Origin of the sequence: Telluria sp. B2 (assembly GCF_051789535.1) — a bacterium.
GTDB lineage: Bacteria > Pseudomonadota > Gammaproteobacteria > Burkholderiales > Burkholderiaceae_D > Telluria.
On sequence record NZ_CP196525.1, the window covers coordinates 547,049 to 563,744 of the forward strand.

Annotated in this window: 11 protein-coding genes; 5 read left to right on the forward strand and 6 right to left on the reverse strand. The window is 64.1% G+C overall.

The window, feature by feature from the left end:
* Position 1: 1 nt before the first annotated feature.
* Together rpoB and rpoC are read left to right on the forward strand one after the other, a co-directional pair.
* Positions 2–4,111, forward strand: a complete 4,110-nt coding sequence (rpoB, locus tag ACSUZJ_RS02495) for a DNA-directed RNA polymerase subunit beta (protein ID WP_499412990.1) — start codon at positions 2–4, stop codon at positions 4,109–4,111.
* Between the two features lie 149 nt (positions 4,112–4,260).
* Complete coding sequence (gene rpoC, locus ACSUZJ_RS02500) at positions 4,261–8,505, forward strand: DNA-directed RNA polymerase subunit beta' (RefSeq protein WP_499412992.1); 4,245 nt, start codon at positions 4,261–4,263, stop codon at positions 8,503–8,505.
* A 72-nt stretch (positions 8,506–8,577) separates the two neighbouring features.
* Here rpoC and ACSUZJ_RS02505 read toward each other — a convergent pair whose 3' ends face one another.
* Genes ACSUZJ_RS02505 through ACSUZJ_RS02515 form a run of 3 tightly spaced genes read right to left on the reverse strand, consistent with a single transcriptional unit; the run spans position 8,578 to position 9,934 of the window.
* Positions 8,578–8,958 carry a hypothetical protein gene (locus ACSUZJ_RS02505; RefSeq protein WP_499412994.1) on the reverse strand — a complete coding sequence of 127 codons (381 nt, stop codon included), beginning with the start codon at positions 8,956–8,958 and terminating at the stop codon, positions 8,578–8,580.
* Complete coding sequence (locus tag ACSUZJ_RS02510; protein ID WP_499412995.1) at positions 8,955–9,431, reverse strand: M74 family metallopeptidase; 477 nt, start codon at positions 9,429–9,431, stop codon at positions 8,955–8,957. Before ACSUZJ_RS02510 ends, ACSUZJ_RS02505 begins: the two co-directional genes overlap by 4 nt.
* 11 nt (positions 9,432–9,442) lie before the next feature.
* Positions 9,443–9,934: an Hcp family type VI secretion system effector gene (locus ACSUZJ_RS02515; protein ID WP_499412997.1), complete on the reverse strand. Its 492-nt coding sequence runs from the start codon at positions 9,932–9,934 to the stop codon at positions 9,443–9,445.
* Positions 9,935–10,170: 236 nt separating this feature from the next.
* On the opposite strand from ACSUZJ_RS02515, the gene ACSUZJ_RS02520 reads away from it, so the two are divergent.
* Complete coding sequence (locus ACSUZJ_RS02520) at positions 10,171–10,857, forward strand: alpha/beta hydrolase (RefSeq protein ID WP_499412999.1); 687 nt, start codon at positions 10,171–10,173, stop codon at positions 10,855–10,857.
* 150 nt (positions 10,858–11,007) lie between these two features.
* Positions 11,008–11,592, forward strand: a complete 585-nt coding sequence (locus ACSUZJ_RS02525) for a PEP-CTERM sorting domain-containing protein (RefSeq protein WP_499413001.1) — start codon at positions 11,008–11,010, stop codon at positions 11,590–11,592.
* A gap of 7 nt (positions 11,593–11,599) precedes the next feature.
* On the opposite strand, the gene ACSUZJ_RS02530 is transcribed toward ACSUZJ_RS02525, so the two are convergent.
* Positions 11,600–11,845 carry a hypothetical protein gene (locus tag ACSUZJ_RS02530; RefSeq protein ID WP_499413003.1) on the reverse strand — a complete coding sequence of 82 codons (246 nt, stop codon included), beginning with the start codon at positions 11,843–11,845 and terminating at the stop codon, positions 11,600–11,602.
* A 25-nt stretch (positions 11,846–11,870) separates the two neighbouring features.
* Here ACSUZJ_RS02530 and sodC point away from each other — a divergent pair, with 25 nt between their 5' ends.
* Complete coding sequence (gene sodC, locus ACSUZJ_RS02535) at positions 11,871–12,398, forward strand: superoxide dismutase [Cu-Zn] SodC (protein WP_499413005.1); 528 nt, start codon at positions 11,871–11,873, stop codon at positions 12,396–12,398.
* Positions 12,399–12,624: 226 nt separating this feature from the next.
* Here the strand turns inward: sodC and ACSUZJ_RS02540 are convergent, their stop codons facing one another.
* Both ACSUZJ_RS02540 and ACSUZJ_RS02545 read right to left on the reverse strand, forming a co-directional pair.
* Positions 12,625–14,259: a M28 family peptidase gene (locus ACSUZJ_RS02540; protein ID WP_499413007.1), complete on the reverse strand. Its 1,635-nt coding sequence runs from the start codon at positions 14,257–14,259 to the stop codon at positions 12,625–12,627.
* A 70-nt stretch (positions 14,260–14,329) separates the two neighbouring features.
* The gene (locus tag ACSUZJ_RS02545) at positions 14,330–16,663 is read right to left on the reverse strand and encodes a M28 family peptidase (RefSeq protein WP_499413009.1); all 2,334 of its coding nucleotides are present in this window, start codon (positions 16,661–16,663) and stop codon (positions 14,330–14,332) included.
* Between the last annotated feature and the right edge of the window lie 33 nt (positions 16,664–16,696).

A 16,696-nucleotide genomic window follows, 5' to 3' on the forward strand; every position in this document is an offset into this window, starting at 1 on the left:
CATGCACTACTCATTTACTGAGAAGAAACGCATTCGCAAGTCGTTCGCGAAGCGCGCCAACGTTCACAACGTTCCATATCTTCTGGCTACCCAGCTTGAATCCTACGAGAATTTCCTGCAAGCGGATGCCGTCCCCTCCGTGCGCAAGAACGAAGGCCTGCAATCGGCTTTCACCTCGATTTTCCCGATCGTGTCGCACAACGGTTTTGCGCGCCTCGAGTTCCTGTCCTACGTGCTGGGCGACCCCGCATTTGACGTCAAGGAATGCCAGCAGCGCGGCCTGACCTTCGCCTCGCCGCTGCGCGCCAAGGTGCGCCTGGTGATCCTGGACAAGGAATCGCCGACCAAGCCGGTCGTCAAGGAAATGAAAGAGCAGGAAGTGTACATGGGCGAACTGCCGCTCATGACCGCCAACGGTTCGTTCGTCATCAACGGCACCGAGCGTGTGATCGTCTCCCAGCTGCACCGTTCGCCGGGCGTGTTCTTCGAACACGACCGCGGCAAGACGCACTCGTCCGGTAAACTGCTGTTCTCGGCCCGTATCATTCCTTACCGCGGCTCGTGGCTGGACTTCGAGTTCGACCCGAAGGACATCCTGTTCTTCCGCGTCGACCGCCGCCGCAAGATGCCGGTGACGATCCTGCTGAAGGCCATCGGCATGACGCCGGAACAGATCCTGGCGAACTTCTTCGTCTTCGACAATTTCACGCTGCGCTCGGAAGGCGCCGAGCTGGAGTTCGTGTCCGAACGCCTGCGCGGCGAAGTCGCGCGCTTCGACATCGTCGATCCGAAGACCGGCAAGACCATCGTGACGAAGGATAAGCGCATCAACGCCAAGCACGTGCGCGACATCGAGGCGGCTGGCATCAAGGCCATCTCGGTACCGGAAGACTACCTGGTCGGCCGCGTGCTGGCGACCAACGTCGTCGACGGCGACACCGGCGAGATCATCGCGTCGGCCAACGACGAGCTGACCGACGAACTGCTGGGCAAGCTGCGCGACGCGAATATCGAGTCGATCCAGACCCTGTACACCAACGACCTGGACCAGGGCGCCTACATCTCGCAGACCCTGCGCACCGACGACACCGCCGACCAGATGGCCGCGCGCGTGGCGATCTACCGCATGATGCGTCCTGGCGAACCGCCGACCGAAGAATCGGTCGAAGCCCTGTTCAACGGCCTGTTCTACAGCGCCGAGCGCTACGACCTGTCGGCTGTCGGCCGCATGAAGTTCAACCGCCGTATCGGCCGTGACGAACTGACCGGCGACATGACCCTGTCGAACGACGACATCCTGGCCGTGATCAAGATCCTGGTCGAGCTGCGCAATGGCCGCGGCGAAGTCGACGACATCGACCACCTGGGTAACCGCCGCGTGCGTTGCGTCGGCGAACTGGCCGAAAACCAGTTCCGCGCCGGCCTGGTGCGCGTCGAGCGTGCAGTGAAAGAACGCCTCGGCCAGGCCGAAGCGGACAACCTGATGCCGCACGATCTGATCAACAGCAAGCCGATCTCGGCCGCGATCCGTGAATTCTTCGGTTCGTCGCAGCTGTCGCAGTTCATGGACCAGACCAACCCGCTGTCGGAAATCACGCACAAGCGTCGTGTTTCCGCCCTGGGCCCGGGCGGCCTGACCCGCGAACGCGCCGGCTTCGAGGTGCGCGACGTGCACCCGACCCACTACGGCCGCGTCTGCCCGATCGAAACGCCTGAAGGCCCGAACATTGGCCTGATCAACTCGCTGGCTCTGTACGCCCGCCTGAACGAATACGGTTTCCTGGAAACCCCGTACCGCAAGGTCGAAGGTTCGAAGGTCACCGACAAGATCGATTACCTGTCGGCAATCGAAGAGGGCCGTTACATCATCGCCCAGGCAAACGCGAAGATCAACGAAGAAGGCCAGCTGATCGACGAACTGGTGTCGGCGCGTGAAGCCGGCGAAACCATCCTGGTCTCGCCAGAGCGCATCCAGTACATGGACGTGGCCCCGGGCCAGATCGTGTCGGTCGCAGCCTCGCTGATTCCGTTCCTCGAGCACGATGACGCGAACCGTGCACTGATGGGCGCGAACATGCAGCGTCAGGCGGTTCCTTGCCTGCGTCCTGAAAAGGCCGTGGTCGGCACCGGTATCGAGCGCACCGTCGCGGTCGACTCGGGTACCACCGTGCAGGCAGTCCGTGGCGGCGTGGTGGACTACATCGATGCGGGCCGTGTGGTTATCCGTGTCAACGACGACGAGGCGCAAGCCGGTGAAGTCGGTGTGGACATCTACAACCTGATCAAGTACACCCGTTCGAACCAGAACACCAACATCAACCAGCGTCCGATCGTGCAGGTGGGTGACCGTGTCGCCCGTGGCGACGTGATCGCCGACGGCGCATCGACCGACCTGGGCGAACTGGCACTGGGCCAGAACATGCTGGTGGCCTTCATGCCGTGGAACGGCCTGAACTTCGAGGACTCGATCCTGATCTCGGAAAACGTGGTCAAGGACGATCGCTACACCTCGATCCACATCGAAGAGCTGTCGGTCGTCGCTCGCGACACCAAGCTCGGTGCGGAAGAGATCACCCGCGACATCTCGAACCTGGCAGAGAACCAGCTGGCTCGCCTGGACGAGTCGGGCATCGTCTACATCGGCGCGGAAGTGACCGCCGGCGACGTGCTGGTCGGTAAGGTGACCCCGAAGGGCGAAACCCAGCTGACGCCGGAAGAGAAGCTGCTGCGCGCAATTTTCGGTGAGAAAGCATCGGATGTAAAAGATACCTCGCTGCGCGTGCCCTCGGGCATGGTCGGCACCGTCATCGACGTGCAAGTGTTCACCCGCGAAGGCATCCAGCGCGACAAGCGCGCCCAGCAGATCATCGACGACGAGCTGAAGCGTTTCCGCCTGGACCTGAACGACCAGATGCGTATCGTGGAAGGCGACGCCTTCCAGCGTCTGGAGCGTATGCTGGTCGGTAAAGTCGTCAACGGCGGTCCGAAGAAGCTGTCGAAAGGCGCTGTCATCACCGCCGAATACCTGGCCGACCTGGACAAGTTCCACTGGTTCGACATCCGTCCGGCCGACGACGAGACCGCCAACGCACTGGAAGCGATCAAGGAGTCGATCAACGAGAAGCGTCACCAGTACGACCTGGCCTTCGAAGAGAAGCGCAAGAAGCTGACGCAAGGCGACGAGCTGCAGCCTGGCGTGCAGAAGATGGTCAAGGTCTACCTGGCCGTCAAGCGCCGCCTGCAGTCGGGCGACAAGATGGCGGGCCGCCACGGTAACAAGGGTGTGGTCTCGCGTATCGTGCCGGTGGAAGACATGCCGTTCATGGCGGACGGCCGTCCGGCAGACGTCGTGCTGAACCCGCTGGGCGTTCCGTCGCGTATGAACGTCGGTCAGATCTTGGAAACCCACCTCGGTTGGGCGGCCAAGGGCCTGGGCTGGCGCATCGGCGAAATGCTGGCGGCGCAAGCGAAGGCAGCGGATCTGCGTACCTTCCTGGGCAAGATCTACAACGAAACCGGCCGCAAGGAAGACCTGGACAGCTTCAGCGATGAAGAAATCCTGAGCCTGGCGCACAACCTCAAGAACGGCGTGCCGTTTGCGACCCCGGTGTTCGACGGCGCCCACGAAGAGGATATCCGCCGCATGCTGGACCTGGCCTTCCCGGACGACATCGCCGCCAATCTCGGCATGACCCCGTCGAAGAACCAGGTCACGATGTACGACGGCCGCACCGGCGAAGCATTCGAGCGCAAGGTCACCGTCGGCTTCATGCACATGCTGAAGCTGCACCACCTGGTCGACGACAAGATGCACGCCCGTTCGACCGGTCCGTACTCGCTGGTGACGCAGCAGCCGCTGGGCGGTAAAGCCCAGTTCGGTGGCCAGCGCTTCGGTGAGATGGAGGTGTGGGCACTGGAAGCGTACGGCGCATCGTACGTGCTGCAGGAAATGCTGACTGTCAAGTCGGACGACGTGAATGGCCGTACCAAGGTGTACGAGAACCTGGTCAAGGGTGACCACGTGATCGACGCTGGCATGCCTGAATCGTTCAACGTGCTGGTCAAGGAAATCCGCTCGCTGGGTATCGACATCGACCTCGAGCGTAACTAAGAAGCAGGACGGAGCGGCAGGGCAAAGAGCCCTTGCCATCCGGGCGGGAGCCCCAAAGTACTCCTGTCCGACTCCTGAATTGCCGCTTGGTTTGAGGCGCTTCGCAAGGAGCGCCTCGCAATGAAATTTAGTCACCTCTGGAGTGATACATGAAAGCACTGCTCGATCTATTCAAGCAAGTACAGCAAAATGAAAGTTTCGACGCCATCAAGATTGGCCTGGCGTCGCCCGAGAAAATTCGTTCGTGGTCGTTCGGTGAAGTCAAGAAGCCCGAGACCATCAACTACCGTACCTTCAAGCCGGAGCGTGACGGCCTGTTCTGCGCCAAGATCTTTGGACCGATCAAGGACTACGAGTGCCTGTGCGGCAAGTACAAGCGCCTGAAGCACCGTGGTGTCATCTGCGAAAAGTGCGGCGTCGAAGTGACGCTCGCCAAAGTGCGTCGTGAGCGCATGGGCCACATCGAGCTGGCCTCGCCGACCGCGCACATCTGGTTCTTGAAGTCGCTGCCGTCGCGTCTGGGCATGGTCCTGGACATGACCCTGCGCGACATCGAACGCGTTCTGTACTTCGAAGCATACGTCGTGACCGATCCTGGCATGACCCCGCTGAAGAAGTGCCAGATCATGTCGGAAGACGATTACGCCGCCAAGTACGAAGAGTACGGCGACGACTTCACCGCCTACATGGGCGCCGAAGGCATCCGTGAACTGCTGCGCTCGATCGACATCCACCGCGATGCCGAAGCCCTGCGCGTCGAGCTGAAGGAATCGAAGTCCGAAGCGAAGATCAAGAAATACGCCAAGCGCCTGAAAGTGCTCGAGGCGTTCCAGCGTTCGGGCATCAAGCCTGAGTGGATGATCATGGAAGTGCTCCCGGTCCTGCCGCCGGAGCTGCGTCCGCTCGTCCCGCTGGATGGTGGCCGTTTCGCCACCTCGGACCTGAACGACCTGTACCGCCGCGTCATCAACCGTAACAACCGTCTGAAGCGCCTGATGGAACTGCGCGCTCCGGAAATCATTACGCGTAACGAAAAGCGCATGCTGCAGGAAGCAGTGGACTCGCTGCTGGACAACGGCCGTCGCGGCAAGGCGATGACCGGCGCCAACAAGCGTCCGCTGAAGTCGCTGGCTGAAATGATCAAGGGTAAGGGCGGCCGTTTCCGTCAGAACCTGCTGGGCAAGCGCGTCGACTACTCGGGCCGTTCGGTCATCGTGGTCGGTCCGCAGCTGAAACTGCACCAGTGCGGCCTGCCGAAGCTGATGGCCCTGGAACTGTTCAAGCCGTTCATCTTCAACAAGCTGGAACTGATGGGTCTCGCGACCACCATCAAGGCCGCCAAGAAGCTGGTCGAAGTGCAAGAGCCGGTCGTCTGGGACATCCTGGAAGACGTCATCAAAGAACACCCGGTCATGCTGAACCGTGCACCAACCCTGCACCGTCTCGGTATCCAGGCGTTCGAGCCGGTCCTGATCGAAGGCAAGGCGATCCAGCTGCACCCGCTGGTCTGCGCGGCGTTCAACGCCGACTTCGACGGTGACCAGATGGCAGTCCACGTCCCGCTGTCGATCGAAGCGCAGATGGAAGCGCGCACCCTGATGCTGGCGTCGAACAACATCCTGTTCCCGTCGAACGGCGAACCGTCGATCGTGCCGTCGCAGGATATCGTGCTGGGTCTGTACTACGCGACCCGCGAGGCGATCAACGCCAAGGGCGAAGGCATGATGTTCCCGGACGTGTCGGAAGTCATCCGCGCGTACGACAACAAGGAAGTCGAACTCGCGACCCGCATCACCGTGCGTATCGTCGAGTACCCACGCGTTGCCGGCAGCGATGAATTCGAGCGCACCGTCACCCGCTACGAGACCACCGTCGGCCGCGCCATCCTGTCCGAGATCCTGCCGAAAGGCCTGCCGTTCTCGGTGCTGAACCGCGCGCTGAAGAAGAAGGAAATCTCGAAGCTGATCAACACGTCGTTCCGCAAGTGCGGCCTGCGTGCGACCGTCGTCTTCGCGGACAAGCTGATGCAGTCGGGCTTCCGCCTGGCGACCCGCGCCGGCATCTCGATCGCTGTCGACGACATGCTGATCCCGGACGTCAAGAAGGGCATGATCGCGACCGCCGAAGCGGAAGTGAAGCAGATCGAGCAGCAGTACGCTTCGGGTCTGGTCACCGCCGGCGAGCGTTACAACAAGGTCGTCGACATCTGGGGCAAGACCTCGGACGAAGTCGGCAAGGCGATGATGGACCAGCTGAAAGTGGAGCCGGTCACCAAGCGTGACGGCACCGAAAGCACCCAGGAATCGTTCAACGCGATTTACATGATGGCCGACTCGGGCGCCCGTGGTTCGGCAGCCCAGATCCGCCAGCTGGCCGGTATGCGCGGCCTGATGGCGAAACCGGACGGCTCGATTATCGAGACGCCGATTACCGCGAACTTCCGCGAAGGCCTGAACGTTCTGCAGTACTTCATCTCGACGCACGGCGCCCGTAAGGGTCTGGCGGATACGGCACTGAAGACCGCGAACTCGGGTTACCTGACCCGCCGTCTGGTCGACGTGACCCAGGATCTGGTCGTCACCGAAGACGATTGCGGCACCACCAACGGCACGCACATGAAGGCGATGGTCGAAGGCGGTGAAGTGATCGAGCCGCTGCGCGACCGTATCCTCGGCCGCGTTGCCGGTACCGACATCGTCAATCCGGAAACCCAGGAAACCCTGTACGAAGCCGGCACGCTGCTGGACGAAGACATGGTCGAAGAGATCGAACGCGTCGGCATCGACGAAGTCAAGGTCCGCACTCCGCTGAACTGCGACACGCGCTACGGCCTGTGCGCCAAGTGCTACGGCCGTGACCTCGGCCGCGGCATGCTGGTCAACAGCGGCGAAGCAGTCGGCGTCGTGGCAGCACAGTCGATCGGTGAGCCGGGTACCCAGCTGACCATGCGTACCTTCCACATCGGTGGTGCGGCATCGCGTGCAGCAGTGGCCTCGTCGGTGGAAGCCAAGTCGAACGGCACCATCCGCTTCACGGCAACCATGCGTTACGTGACCAACGGCAAGGGCGCCCAGATCGTCATTTCGCGTTCGGGCGAAGTGCTGATCACGGACGACCACGGCCGCGAGCGCGGGCGTCACAAGGTGCCGTACGGCGCGACCCTGATCGTCAAGGACGGCATGGCTGTGAAGGCCGGTACCGCCCTGGCAACCTGGGACCCGCTGACCCGTCCGATCATTACCGAGTACGCAGGTACCATCAAGTTCGAAAACGTGGAAGAGGGCGTCACCGTCGCTCGCCAGGTGGACGAAGTGACCGGCCTGTCGACCCTGGTGGCAATCGATCCGAAGCGCCGTGGTTCGGGCAAGGTCCTGCGTCCGCAGGTCAAGCTGCTCAACGAGCAAGGCCAGGAAGTCAAGATCGCCGGCACCGAGCACGCCGTGACGATCGGTTTCCAGGTCGGCGCGCTGATCATGGTCAAGGACGGCCAGGCAGTGTCGGTGGGTGAAGTGCTTGCACGTATCCCGACCGAATCGCAGAAGACCCGCGACATTACCGGTGGTCTGCCGCGCGTTGCCGAGCTGTTCGAAGCACGTTCGCCGAAAGACGCGGGCATGCTGGCGGAAGTCACCGGTACGGTGGCCTTCGGTAAGGAAACCAAGGGCAAGCAGCGTCTGGAAATCACGGACATGGACGGCAACAAGCACGAGTTCCTGATCACCAAGGACAAGCAAGTGCTGGTGCACGATGGCCAGGTGGTGAACAAGGGCGAGATGATTGTCGATGGTCCGGCCGATCCGCAGGACATCCTGCGCCTGCTGGGTATCGAAGCGCTGGCCCGCTACATCGTCGACGAAGTGCAGGACGTCTACCGTCTGCAGGGCGTGAAGATCAACGACAAGCACATCGAGGTGATCGTTCGCCAGATGCTGCGCCGCGTGCAGATCACCGACGCCGGCGACACCGACTACATCGTCGGCGAGCAGGTGGAGCGTTCGGAGCTGCTGGAAGAGAACGACCGCATGGCCGCTGCGAACAAGCTGCCGGCACAGTACGAAAACGTGCTGCTGGGTATTACCAAGGCATCGCTGTCGACCGACTCGTTCATCTCGGCCGCATCGTTCCAGGAAACCACCCGCGTCCTCACCGAAGCGGCGATCATGGGCAAGCGCGACGGTCTGCGCGGCCTGAAGGAAAACGTCATCGTCGGCCGCCTGATCCCTGGCGGTACCGGTCTGGCATTCCACCGCGCCCGCAAGGAAAAGGAAGTGTGGGAAGCGGAAGAGCGTCAGGCACTGCTGCAGCAGGAGAAGGCCAACATGGCTGCCGAGCTGCAGGCGATGGAAGATCAGGCGCAGGCGCAAACCACGGAGCACCACGGCGACGCCGAGTAAATCGGTTAGTTGCTAAGCTTTGCTAGCGAAAACGGCACCCCTCGGGGTGCCGTTTTTTTTTGCTGTACCAGCTCAACAACTTCCGCCAGCAATGCTTTCCCCGGTTCGGAGATTGAAACCGACGAAGCAACGATAACCCCCACTCGGCGAGTACGCGCACCACACTCGCCCCTTCCTCCGCAGGCGCTCGCCCTTCTCATCGCTGCAACTGACGCCTTGCACGTCCGGGTACAGCGACTCGAAGATATCCTTCGCTGCCTCACCAGTAATTTCGATGGCAAGTTTGCGGTCGGTTTCGGTCGGCGCCCGTTCGTCGCCGAGGCTGCCCGAATAAATCGTGTATTCGGCAGTAAGCGGCTTCGCAGGAGCAGGGTAGACCGTTTTAGCCTGACCGCTGGCACTGGAGCAGAAGACAAGCGCCGTCACAAACAGGGGAACGAAGCGTTTGCTCATTTGGTCGCCGCCCGAATGCTGACATGGAAATGATCATCGTGGCCTTCCCACGGTATCACTCCAGGTATGCCCGTGTCATTGAAGAGAATCGAGCGTACCGATGGATGAGTGCGGAAGATGGCGACCAATCTCGCTGTCGCATCCTTATCGTAGAGGTCGCGCTGGAAGATCGTGACCCCGGCCTGTGCCCCGTCACGCCGCAGGGCACGAACGTCCACCTGGAGACCATCCTTGTGGCTCTGGTGTTTTGGATACGGCGTGCCGCCAGCCAGACTGATGTTGCCGATCCCGATCTTGCGGTGGTCGATGGCTTGCCACTCCCTTTCGACAAAGAAGAGCAGCGAGAGCATCGCCGGATGCGAATAATGTCCGGCTCCTTCGCCCGGTGTGCCGTAGACGTAATAGCCCGCGCCTTCGGGCCGCTGGGGCAGCATGAAATAGCCGCGCGAGTCCTTGGGTTGAAATCCAGCCATGGGCGACCCTCTCATGCGCAACGATTGGTTGCGAGATCCCAGCCGCCCGATGTATTACCCCCGGCGCCGCCGCCGATCTTTTGCTGCGTGTACTTCCACTTCACTTTCGAGAATCGGAGTCCGATGGCGTCGTGCAGGATGGTCCCGTCGTGCACAGCCTGATCCATGCTGGCGATCAGGACGTTTTCCAGTTCGACTTCATAGTACCTCACCGGCTTGCCGTCGCTATCGGCGCGCATGAACTCGAGCTTTGCCCTAGGAATCGTCTTGCCCATGGAGCAGGTCTGCATCAGGATCGGCGAGGACAGGTCGGCGAGTTTTGTCAGTGCCAAGGTGCGATGTTCGCAGCGTTCCGCCGTATGGCCGCCGGCAGTGGAAGCGGTCGCGCTTCTTGGCTGGGTGACGCCCCAGTTTGCCGACGTGAGTTCGATCCAGCCTTGATGATTCGAGTCGGCTGATTCGCCTTTGATGCCGTCGATCTGAAGATAGACATCGATTGCCATGGTCTTGCTCTCCTTGGTAACAAAGCACAAATGCCGATTCTGGCTCGCCGCAGCCAGGACCGATTTGGCGAGGCGCAAGAAGCTGCCCGCAAGCATCGCCATTGGATCGATGTCGGCGTTGGCCGTTCACACTGAATTAATCGCGCTGCAGAGCGCGGTTCGATGCCGGACCGAATCCTGCGTCATGGACGTCGGGAAGCCCCTACAATGCCTTTCAGACTCGGGGGGAGGGCAGCATGAACGAACGTGGTCACCTCAACGTCCGGCCGCCCGCATCGGGCACGGCGGCCACATCGAATGCCCCTACCGGCCTGCAAAAGCTCGACGTCGGCAGCCGGCGCGACAGCTATATTTACGTGCCCGATCAGTACAACGCAAGCCAGCCCATGCCGCTGGTCGTGCTGCTGCACGGCGCCGGCGGCCACGCCCACGACGGGCTGCGCATCCTGCTGCACCTGGCCGACCGCGCCGGACTGATCCTGCTCGCACCAGCCTCCCACGCATCCACCTGGGACATCATCGCCCGGCGCGGCTATGGCCAGGACCTGGCCCTGGTCGACCGCGCACTCGAGCACGCGTTCGGGCAGTACGCGGTCGACACCGGCCACCTGGGGATCGGCGGCTTTTCGGACGGCGCCTCGTATGCGCTGACGCTCGGGCTGGCCAATGGCGAACTGTTCACCCATGTGCTGGGCTTCTCTCCCGGCTTCATCGGCCCGATGGAACAGCAGGGTGCGCCCGAGGTGTTCATCTCCCATGGCGATGAGGACCGGGTGCTGCCGATCGAACCCTGCGGCCGCACCATCGTCCGCCAGTTACGCGCCGCCGGATACCCGCTCACATACCAGGAATTCCACGGCGAGCATGTGATTCCGCCCGATGTCGCGGAGGCGGCCGTCAGCTGGTTCACCGGCAAACCGTAGCCGCTGTCGGGCTACGTTTACTGTCGGGGAACTTTACACATGAGCATATGCAATAAGGATTGCTGGTTGTAACTTATTGACTCACATAACTATTTACTATTAGGCATAACTATTGCTTTCTGTCCGTTGTCCAAAACAGAAAGCAATCAAATGAAAACCAAACTCATCGCAGCAGCCGCTTTCGCACTCTTCGCCAATACCGCTTCCGCCGGCGTGATCGTCAACGGCGATTTCGGCACCGGTGACTTCACCGGCTGGGAAACCGAAGGCGACGTCATGGTCACCGGCACGGTCGAGACCAAGGTCGCGGCCCTGTTCGCCGGCCGCGGCACGGGTCTCTACACGACGATTTCGCAGGCGATCGAACTCGATGCCGGTGAGGTGCTGACCGGCTATGCCGAGTTCTACGCCGTGGACTATCTGCCCTACAACGACACCAGTTTCGTGTCGATCGGCGGCGTCACGCTGTTCGCACGCGATGTGGCGAACACCGGGCAGTCGAACAGCACGGGCCCGGTGAAATTCAGCTATACCGCCGCCACCGCCGGCGTGTACCAGCTCGTGGCCGGCGTCGCCAACATCGGCGACAACGTGAACAACAGCCGCCTGAACGTGTGGGATTTCGCGATCGCCAATGCCAACCAGGTGCCGGAGCCGGGCAGCGTCGCCCTGTTCGGCCTGGGCCTGTTCGGCGCCGCCGCCGCACGCCGCAAGCTCGCCTCCAGGCGCGGCTGAGCCGCCGCTAGCGGGACGCCGCTTGCGCGTCCCGTTCGCTCTTCCGCGCCGCCTCGCGCAAGCCGCGCAGCGCCGACTGGACGGCTGCGCGCGCCCCGCCGTAGTCTGGCCGCGCCAGTTCCTGCATGGCGTGGCGCTTTCCCGCTTCCTTCGCCACCAGATAACCCAGGTAGTAATGCGCAGTCGACCGGGGACGAGCCGAACGGCCCTGTTCGGACGGATGTTCTACACTGATGCGCGTTGTCTCGTTCAATAACTTCCAAAGAAAGGGATAGGCGATGAAAGCTCAATGGATCTGCGCGGCGCTGCTGTGCTCCACCTACGCGGGGGCGGCCGTGCATGCCGCCGAGATGCGCGCGACGATGCATGCGGTGTCGGATGCCGGCGTCGGCAAGTCGACGGGCACCGTCACCATCAGCGAAACGAAATACGGCCTGGTGTTCACGCCCGCCCTGACCGGCCTGCCGCCGGGTGTGCACGGCTTCCATGTCCACGAGAACAATAGCTGCGCAACGAACCAGAAGGATGGCAAACCGGTGCCGGCCGGCGCCGCGGGTGGTCACCTGGACACGACCGGCAGCAAGAAGCACGGACTGCCCTGGGGCGACGGCCATATCGGCGATTTACCGGCGCTGTACGTCGAGAGCTCGGGGGCGGCGAACAATCCGGTGCTGGCGCCGCGCCTGAAGCTGTCCGATGTGAAGGGCAAGGCCTTGATGGTGCATGCGGGTGGGGATAATCACTCGGATCATCCGGCGCCGCTGGGTGGCGGCGGGGCGCGGATCGTGTGCGGGATTATTGAGTGAAATAAAATTTCATCGAATTGAGGTGCGTGAAATAGTATTTCATGGTGCGTAATTCCAGTCAGACGTGCGCCATCTGCATGGGCCGTACCGCGTGGGCACAGGTCCTGCGCGGCCCGGCCCACCCTACGCCAGCGCATTGGCTGTCGATCATAACGGCGCCGATAATCCACAAACAAAAAACGCCCGGCCATTCCTGACCGGGCGTTTTGTATTCAGCGCTAATTACTTACTTGGCGGCGGTACGCGCTTTGCCGAAAGGATCACCAGCCTTCCAGGCCGGCATCTTCGGCGAGTCGGCGACCATGCGGCCCAGGTTCAGCGTGAACTGCGCCTGCTGCACCATGCCCGACAGGTCCCAGCTCGGATCGTATTCGTCGTTCGCCTGGTGGTACTTGGCGCGGTAGGTCTTGGCTTTCGCGCTGTTCGCTTCGGCATCCTTGGCCCAGGTGCTGCCGGCGCCGACCGAGAAGGCCGGAACGCCGGCTTTCGCGAAGCTGAAGTGGTCGCTGCGGAAGTAGCCGCCGGCCAGGTCCGGCTTGGACGGCGCAATGGCCAGTCCCATGGACTTGGCGGTGGCGGCGGCCATGGCGCCCAGTTCGGTGCGCTCGCTGCCCGGCACGCTGACGTCCTTGACCAGGCCCACCCAGTTCAGGCTGTCCAGGTTCAGGTTGGCGGCGGTCTTCTCGATCGGCCACAGCGGTTTCGCCGCATAGGCCGCGCTGCCCAGCAGGCCTTGTTCTTCGGCCGCGACCCACAGGAACATCTGGCTGCGCTTGCTTGGCGCGCGCGCCGCTTCCTGGGCCATGGCCAGCAGGCCGGCGGTGCCCGAGGCGTTGTCGACCGCGCCGTTGAAGATGGTGTCGCCCTGGGTGCCCTGCTTGCCCATGTGGTCCCAGTGGGCCGTGTAGATGACGACTTCGTCCTTCAGCTTCGGGTCGGTGCCCGGGACGACGCCGGCCACGTTGTATTCGTTCAGGGTGCGCACGCTAGCGCGGGTTTCGCCCTTCACGCGCGCGTTCAGCGCGACCGGCTTGAAGTTTTTATCCTCGGCGGCGGCGCGCAGCTTGTCGAGGTCCTGGCCGGCGGCGGCGAACAGCTTGCGCGCCGTGCCTTCGGTGATCCAGCCCTGCATGCCGGTACCGAGGTCGGCGTCGGCCAGCTGGAAGCGTTCCGCGGCGGCCCAGCTGTTCTGCACCACGCTCCAGCCGTAGGAGGCCGAGGCGTCGGTGTGGATCAGCAGCACGCCGGCCGCGCCCTGGCGCGCCGCTTCGGCCAGTTTATAGGTCCAGCGGCCATAATAGGTCAGGCCGGCGCCGTTGAAGCGCTTCGGCTCGGCGGCGGTCGGCGCAGGGTCGTTCACCATCATGACCAGCACCTTGCCCTTGGCGTCCAGGCCCTTGAAGTCGTCCCAGCCTTCTTCCGGCGCGCTGATGCCGTAGCCCACGAAGACCAGCTCCGCGTCCATGCTGTGGTCCGGCCTGGCGTCGCCCGGACCCCAGACCCAGTCGGCGCCGAACTGCAGCGGCAGCGCCTGGCCGCCGGCGATGATGCCGACATTGCTCTGCTCGGGCAGCGCGCGCACGCCCGCGATCTTGACCTCCTGGCGGTAGCTGTTGCCGTTGGCCGGCTGCAGGCCGGCGGCCATGGCCTGGGTCTCGAGATAGGTGACGGTCAGCTCGCCGCCGCGCTGGCCGGTGCCGCGGCCCTCCAAAGCGTCGGAGGCGAGGAAAGCCAGGTGACCGCGCAGCGGCGCTTCCTTGACGGTGGCGGCTTGCGCCTTGCCGGCGGCGTGGGCGGGATAGGCCAGTGCGAGGCTGCTGGCGAGGGCGGTAACGACAACGGAGGAGACGATCTTGTGCATGGAATCCTGCTGCGATGGTTAGTGGAAACGCACTGCTGAGTGCGCGCCACATTGTAGGGCATCCCTGTCTCTAGTAGAACCACAGCGTGTCCGCAGCGATCGATGTTCCGCTCAGCGGAATCAGCGGCGTGCCATCCCCCGGCCGCGGCGGCAGCAGGTGCTCGGGCAGGCCCGGCACGACCTCCTCGACCCGCACGCCGAAGATCGGATCGCCCAATACGTCGATCCGGAAGTGCAGCAGCTCGTCCTCCATCCCGTAGGCGATGATCTTCAGGGTCTTGGCTTCGGTATCGAGCAGCACGCGGCCGTTCACCGTGGCGCGCAGCGCACGCGCGCCGATCACGTCCAGGCGGATCTCGGGCGCGCGGTTCTTCGAGACCAGCGTAAAGTCGGCATGGCGGTCGGGCGCCTTGCCGTTCTTGAGCACGCGAATGAAGGGGAACTCCAGGCCGGTGCGCGGCGCCCAGGCATACCACTGCGCGGGCCGCTCCCAGCCGAACACGCTCACGAAATGGTAGGGCCGCGTCAGGTTGGCGAACAGCCGGCGCTCCCATTCGTCGAGCGGCCCGGCGGGTTTCAGCCAGTAGGCGTCCCAGGTCGGCATGTCCTTGTAGTAGACCAGCCGGTTCACGCGCGCGCCCGGCGCCCCTGCGGTTTCCTCGGCCGCTTCTTCCGCAGTCCCGGCCAGCGCCAGCGAGCCCAGTCCCAGCAGCAGCAGGGCGCGCGCCACATAGCGCCGCGCGTGCAGGGCCAGCAGCGCCGTCGATACGCCGAGCAGCAGCGCCAGCATCGCCACCGGCAGGTTCATGCGCTGGGGCGAGAGTACCAGGAAGCTGTCGCGCAGCGCCGGCAGCACCAGCACGATGGCGGGCGCGCTGCCGGCCAGCAGCAGGGCCAGCCGCGCACCCGCAGGCCAGGCCGCCACGCGGCGCGCATGCAGGGCGGCGAAGCAGGCCAGCGCCGCCACCAGCGGCCAGGCCACCAGGTAGCTCGCGCCCGGCGCCAGCCAGCTCGCCAGCAGCAGCACGAAGCACAAGGCCACCAGCGCGGCCAGGGCCGCCGCCGTGGTGCCGGTCAGGCGCTGCACCTGGCGCTGGGCGACGATGAAGACGGCCGCCGCCAGCGCGCACACGCCGAACAGGTAGGCCAGGGCCGGGCGCGCATGCGGCGCGGCCGGGTTCCAGGCGCGGTGCAGCTCGGGCACGTGCATCCACAACTGCCAGGCGCCGATGCCCAGCGCCACCGCGAGCGCGGGCACGATGAAGGCCGCCTGCAGGAAGGGGCCGTAGCGCAGCCCGGCCCGTTGATAAGCAAGGCAGGCCGCGCCGAACAGCAGCAGGCAGGTCAGGCGCGCGACCGGCCACACCACTTCGCCGTTGTAGTGCGCCATCGCCCCGAAGGGCAGCTCGAAATGGACCTGCGCGCTGGCCAGGCGCGGGTCCAGCACCTGCATGCCGAAGTGGCGCACCAGGCGCAGCATGGCCTCGCCCGTGTGCTGGACGGTGGAGCGGTCCAGGCGCGCGACCGTGTCGAGTTCTCCCTCGCGGTCCAGCGGCAAGCCCCTGTTCGCGAAGTGCAGGACCGGCGCGTCGAGCCTATCAAGCGCGCCGATGCGCAGCGCACCCGGGGCCAGCTGGTAAATCTCGTGCATCAGCGAGGAGCCGCGCACATCGGGCGCCGCCCGGCGCCAGCCGTCAATGGCGGCGACGCCTGCGCCGCGCGTGTTGTACAGCACCAGCGGACCGCCGCTGCCACCGGCATCGAAGCGCAGCGCCAGGCCGACATCGCGCGCCCACGGATGCTGCTCGACGAAGGCCTGCATGCCCAGGCTGCCCACGCGTTCACCGTCGGCGAACAGCAGCACCACGTCGTTCGCCAGCGGCGGCCCGCTGCGCAGCGCGCGCAGCATCTCCAGCGCCGCCGCGACCGGCGCGCCGCCGCGCGCCGCGCCGAAGGTGGCGGGACCGCTGTCGTAATGCACCGCGACCAGCAGGGCGGGGCGGCGCAGCCGCTCGCCGCCGGCGCCCGGCACCCGCACCAGCACGTTGTGCACCACGCCGACGATGGCTTCGTAGTTGGCGTTGTAGTCGACGTAGTTCTTCTGCACGGTTGCACGCTGCACTTGCGGCGCCAGGCCGAGCGCCTGCAATTGCGCCACGAGGTAGCCGCGCGCGGCGCGGTTCGCCTCGCTGGCAATGGGCCGCGGCGTCTTCGCCAGCACCGCCAGGTGATCGAAGGCGCGCCCGGCCGAGAACTGCGAAGCAGGCGCATCGCGTGGCGCCGGCGGCGGTCGGGGAGAATCCTGCTGGCGCAGCGCCAGCCAGGCGAGCAGCACGACGAACACGAGGGCGGCGGCAATGCCGGCCGGCTTGCACGGCGCGGGCCGGTCTGGATCGGGAATCATGGGGTGGACCTCCTGTTCTTGTCGCGTTCTTGT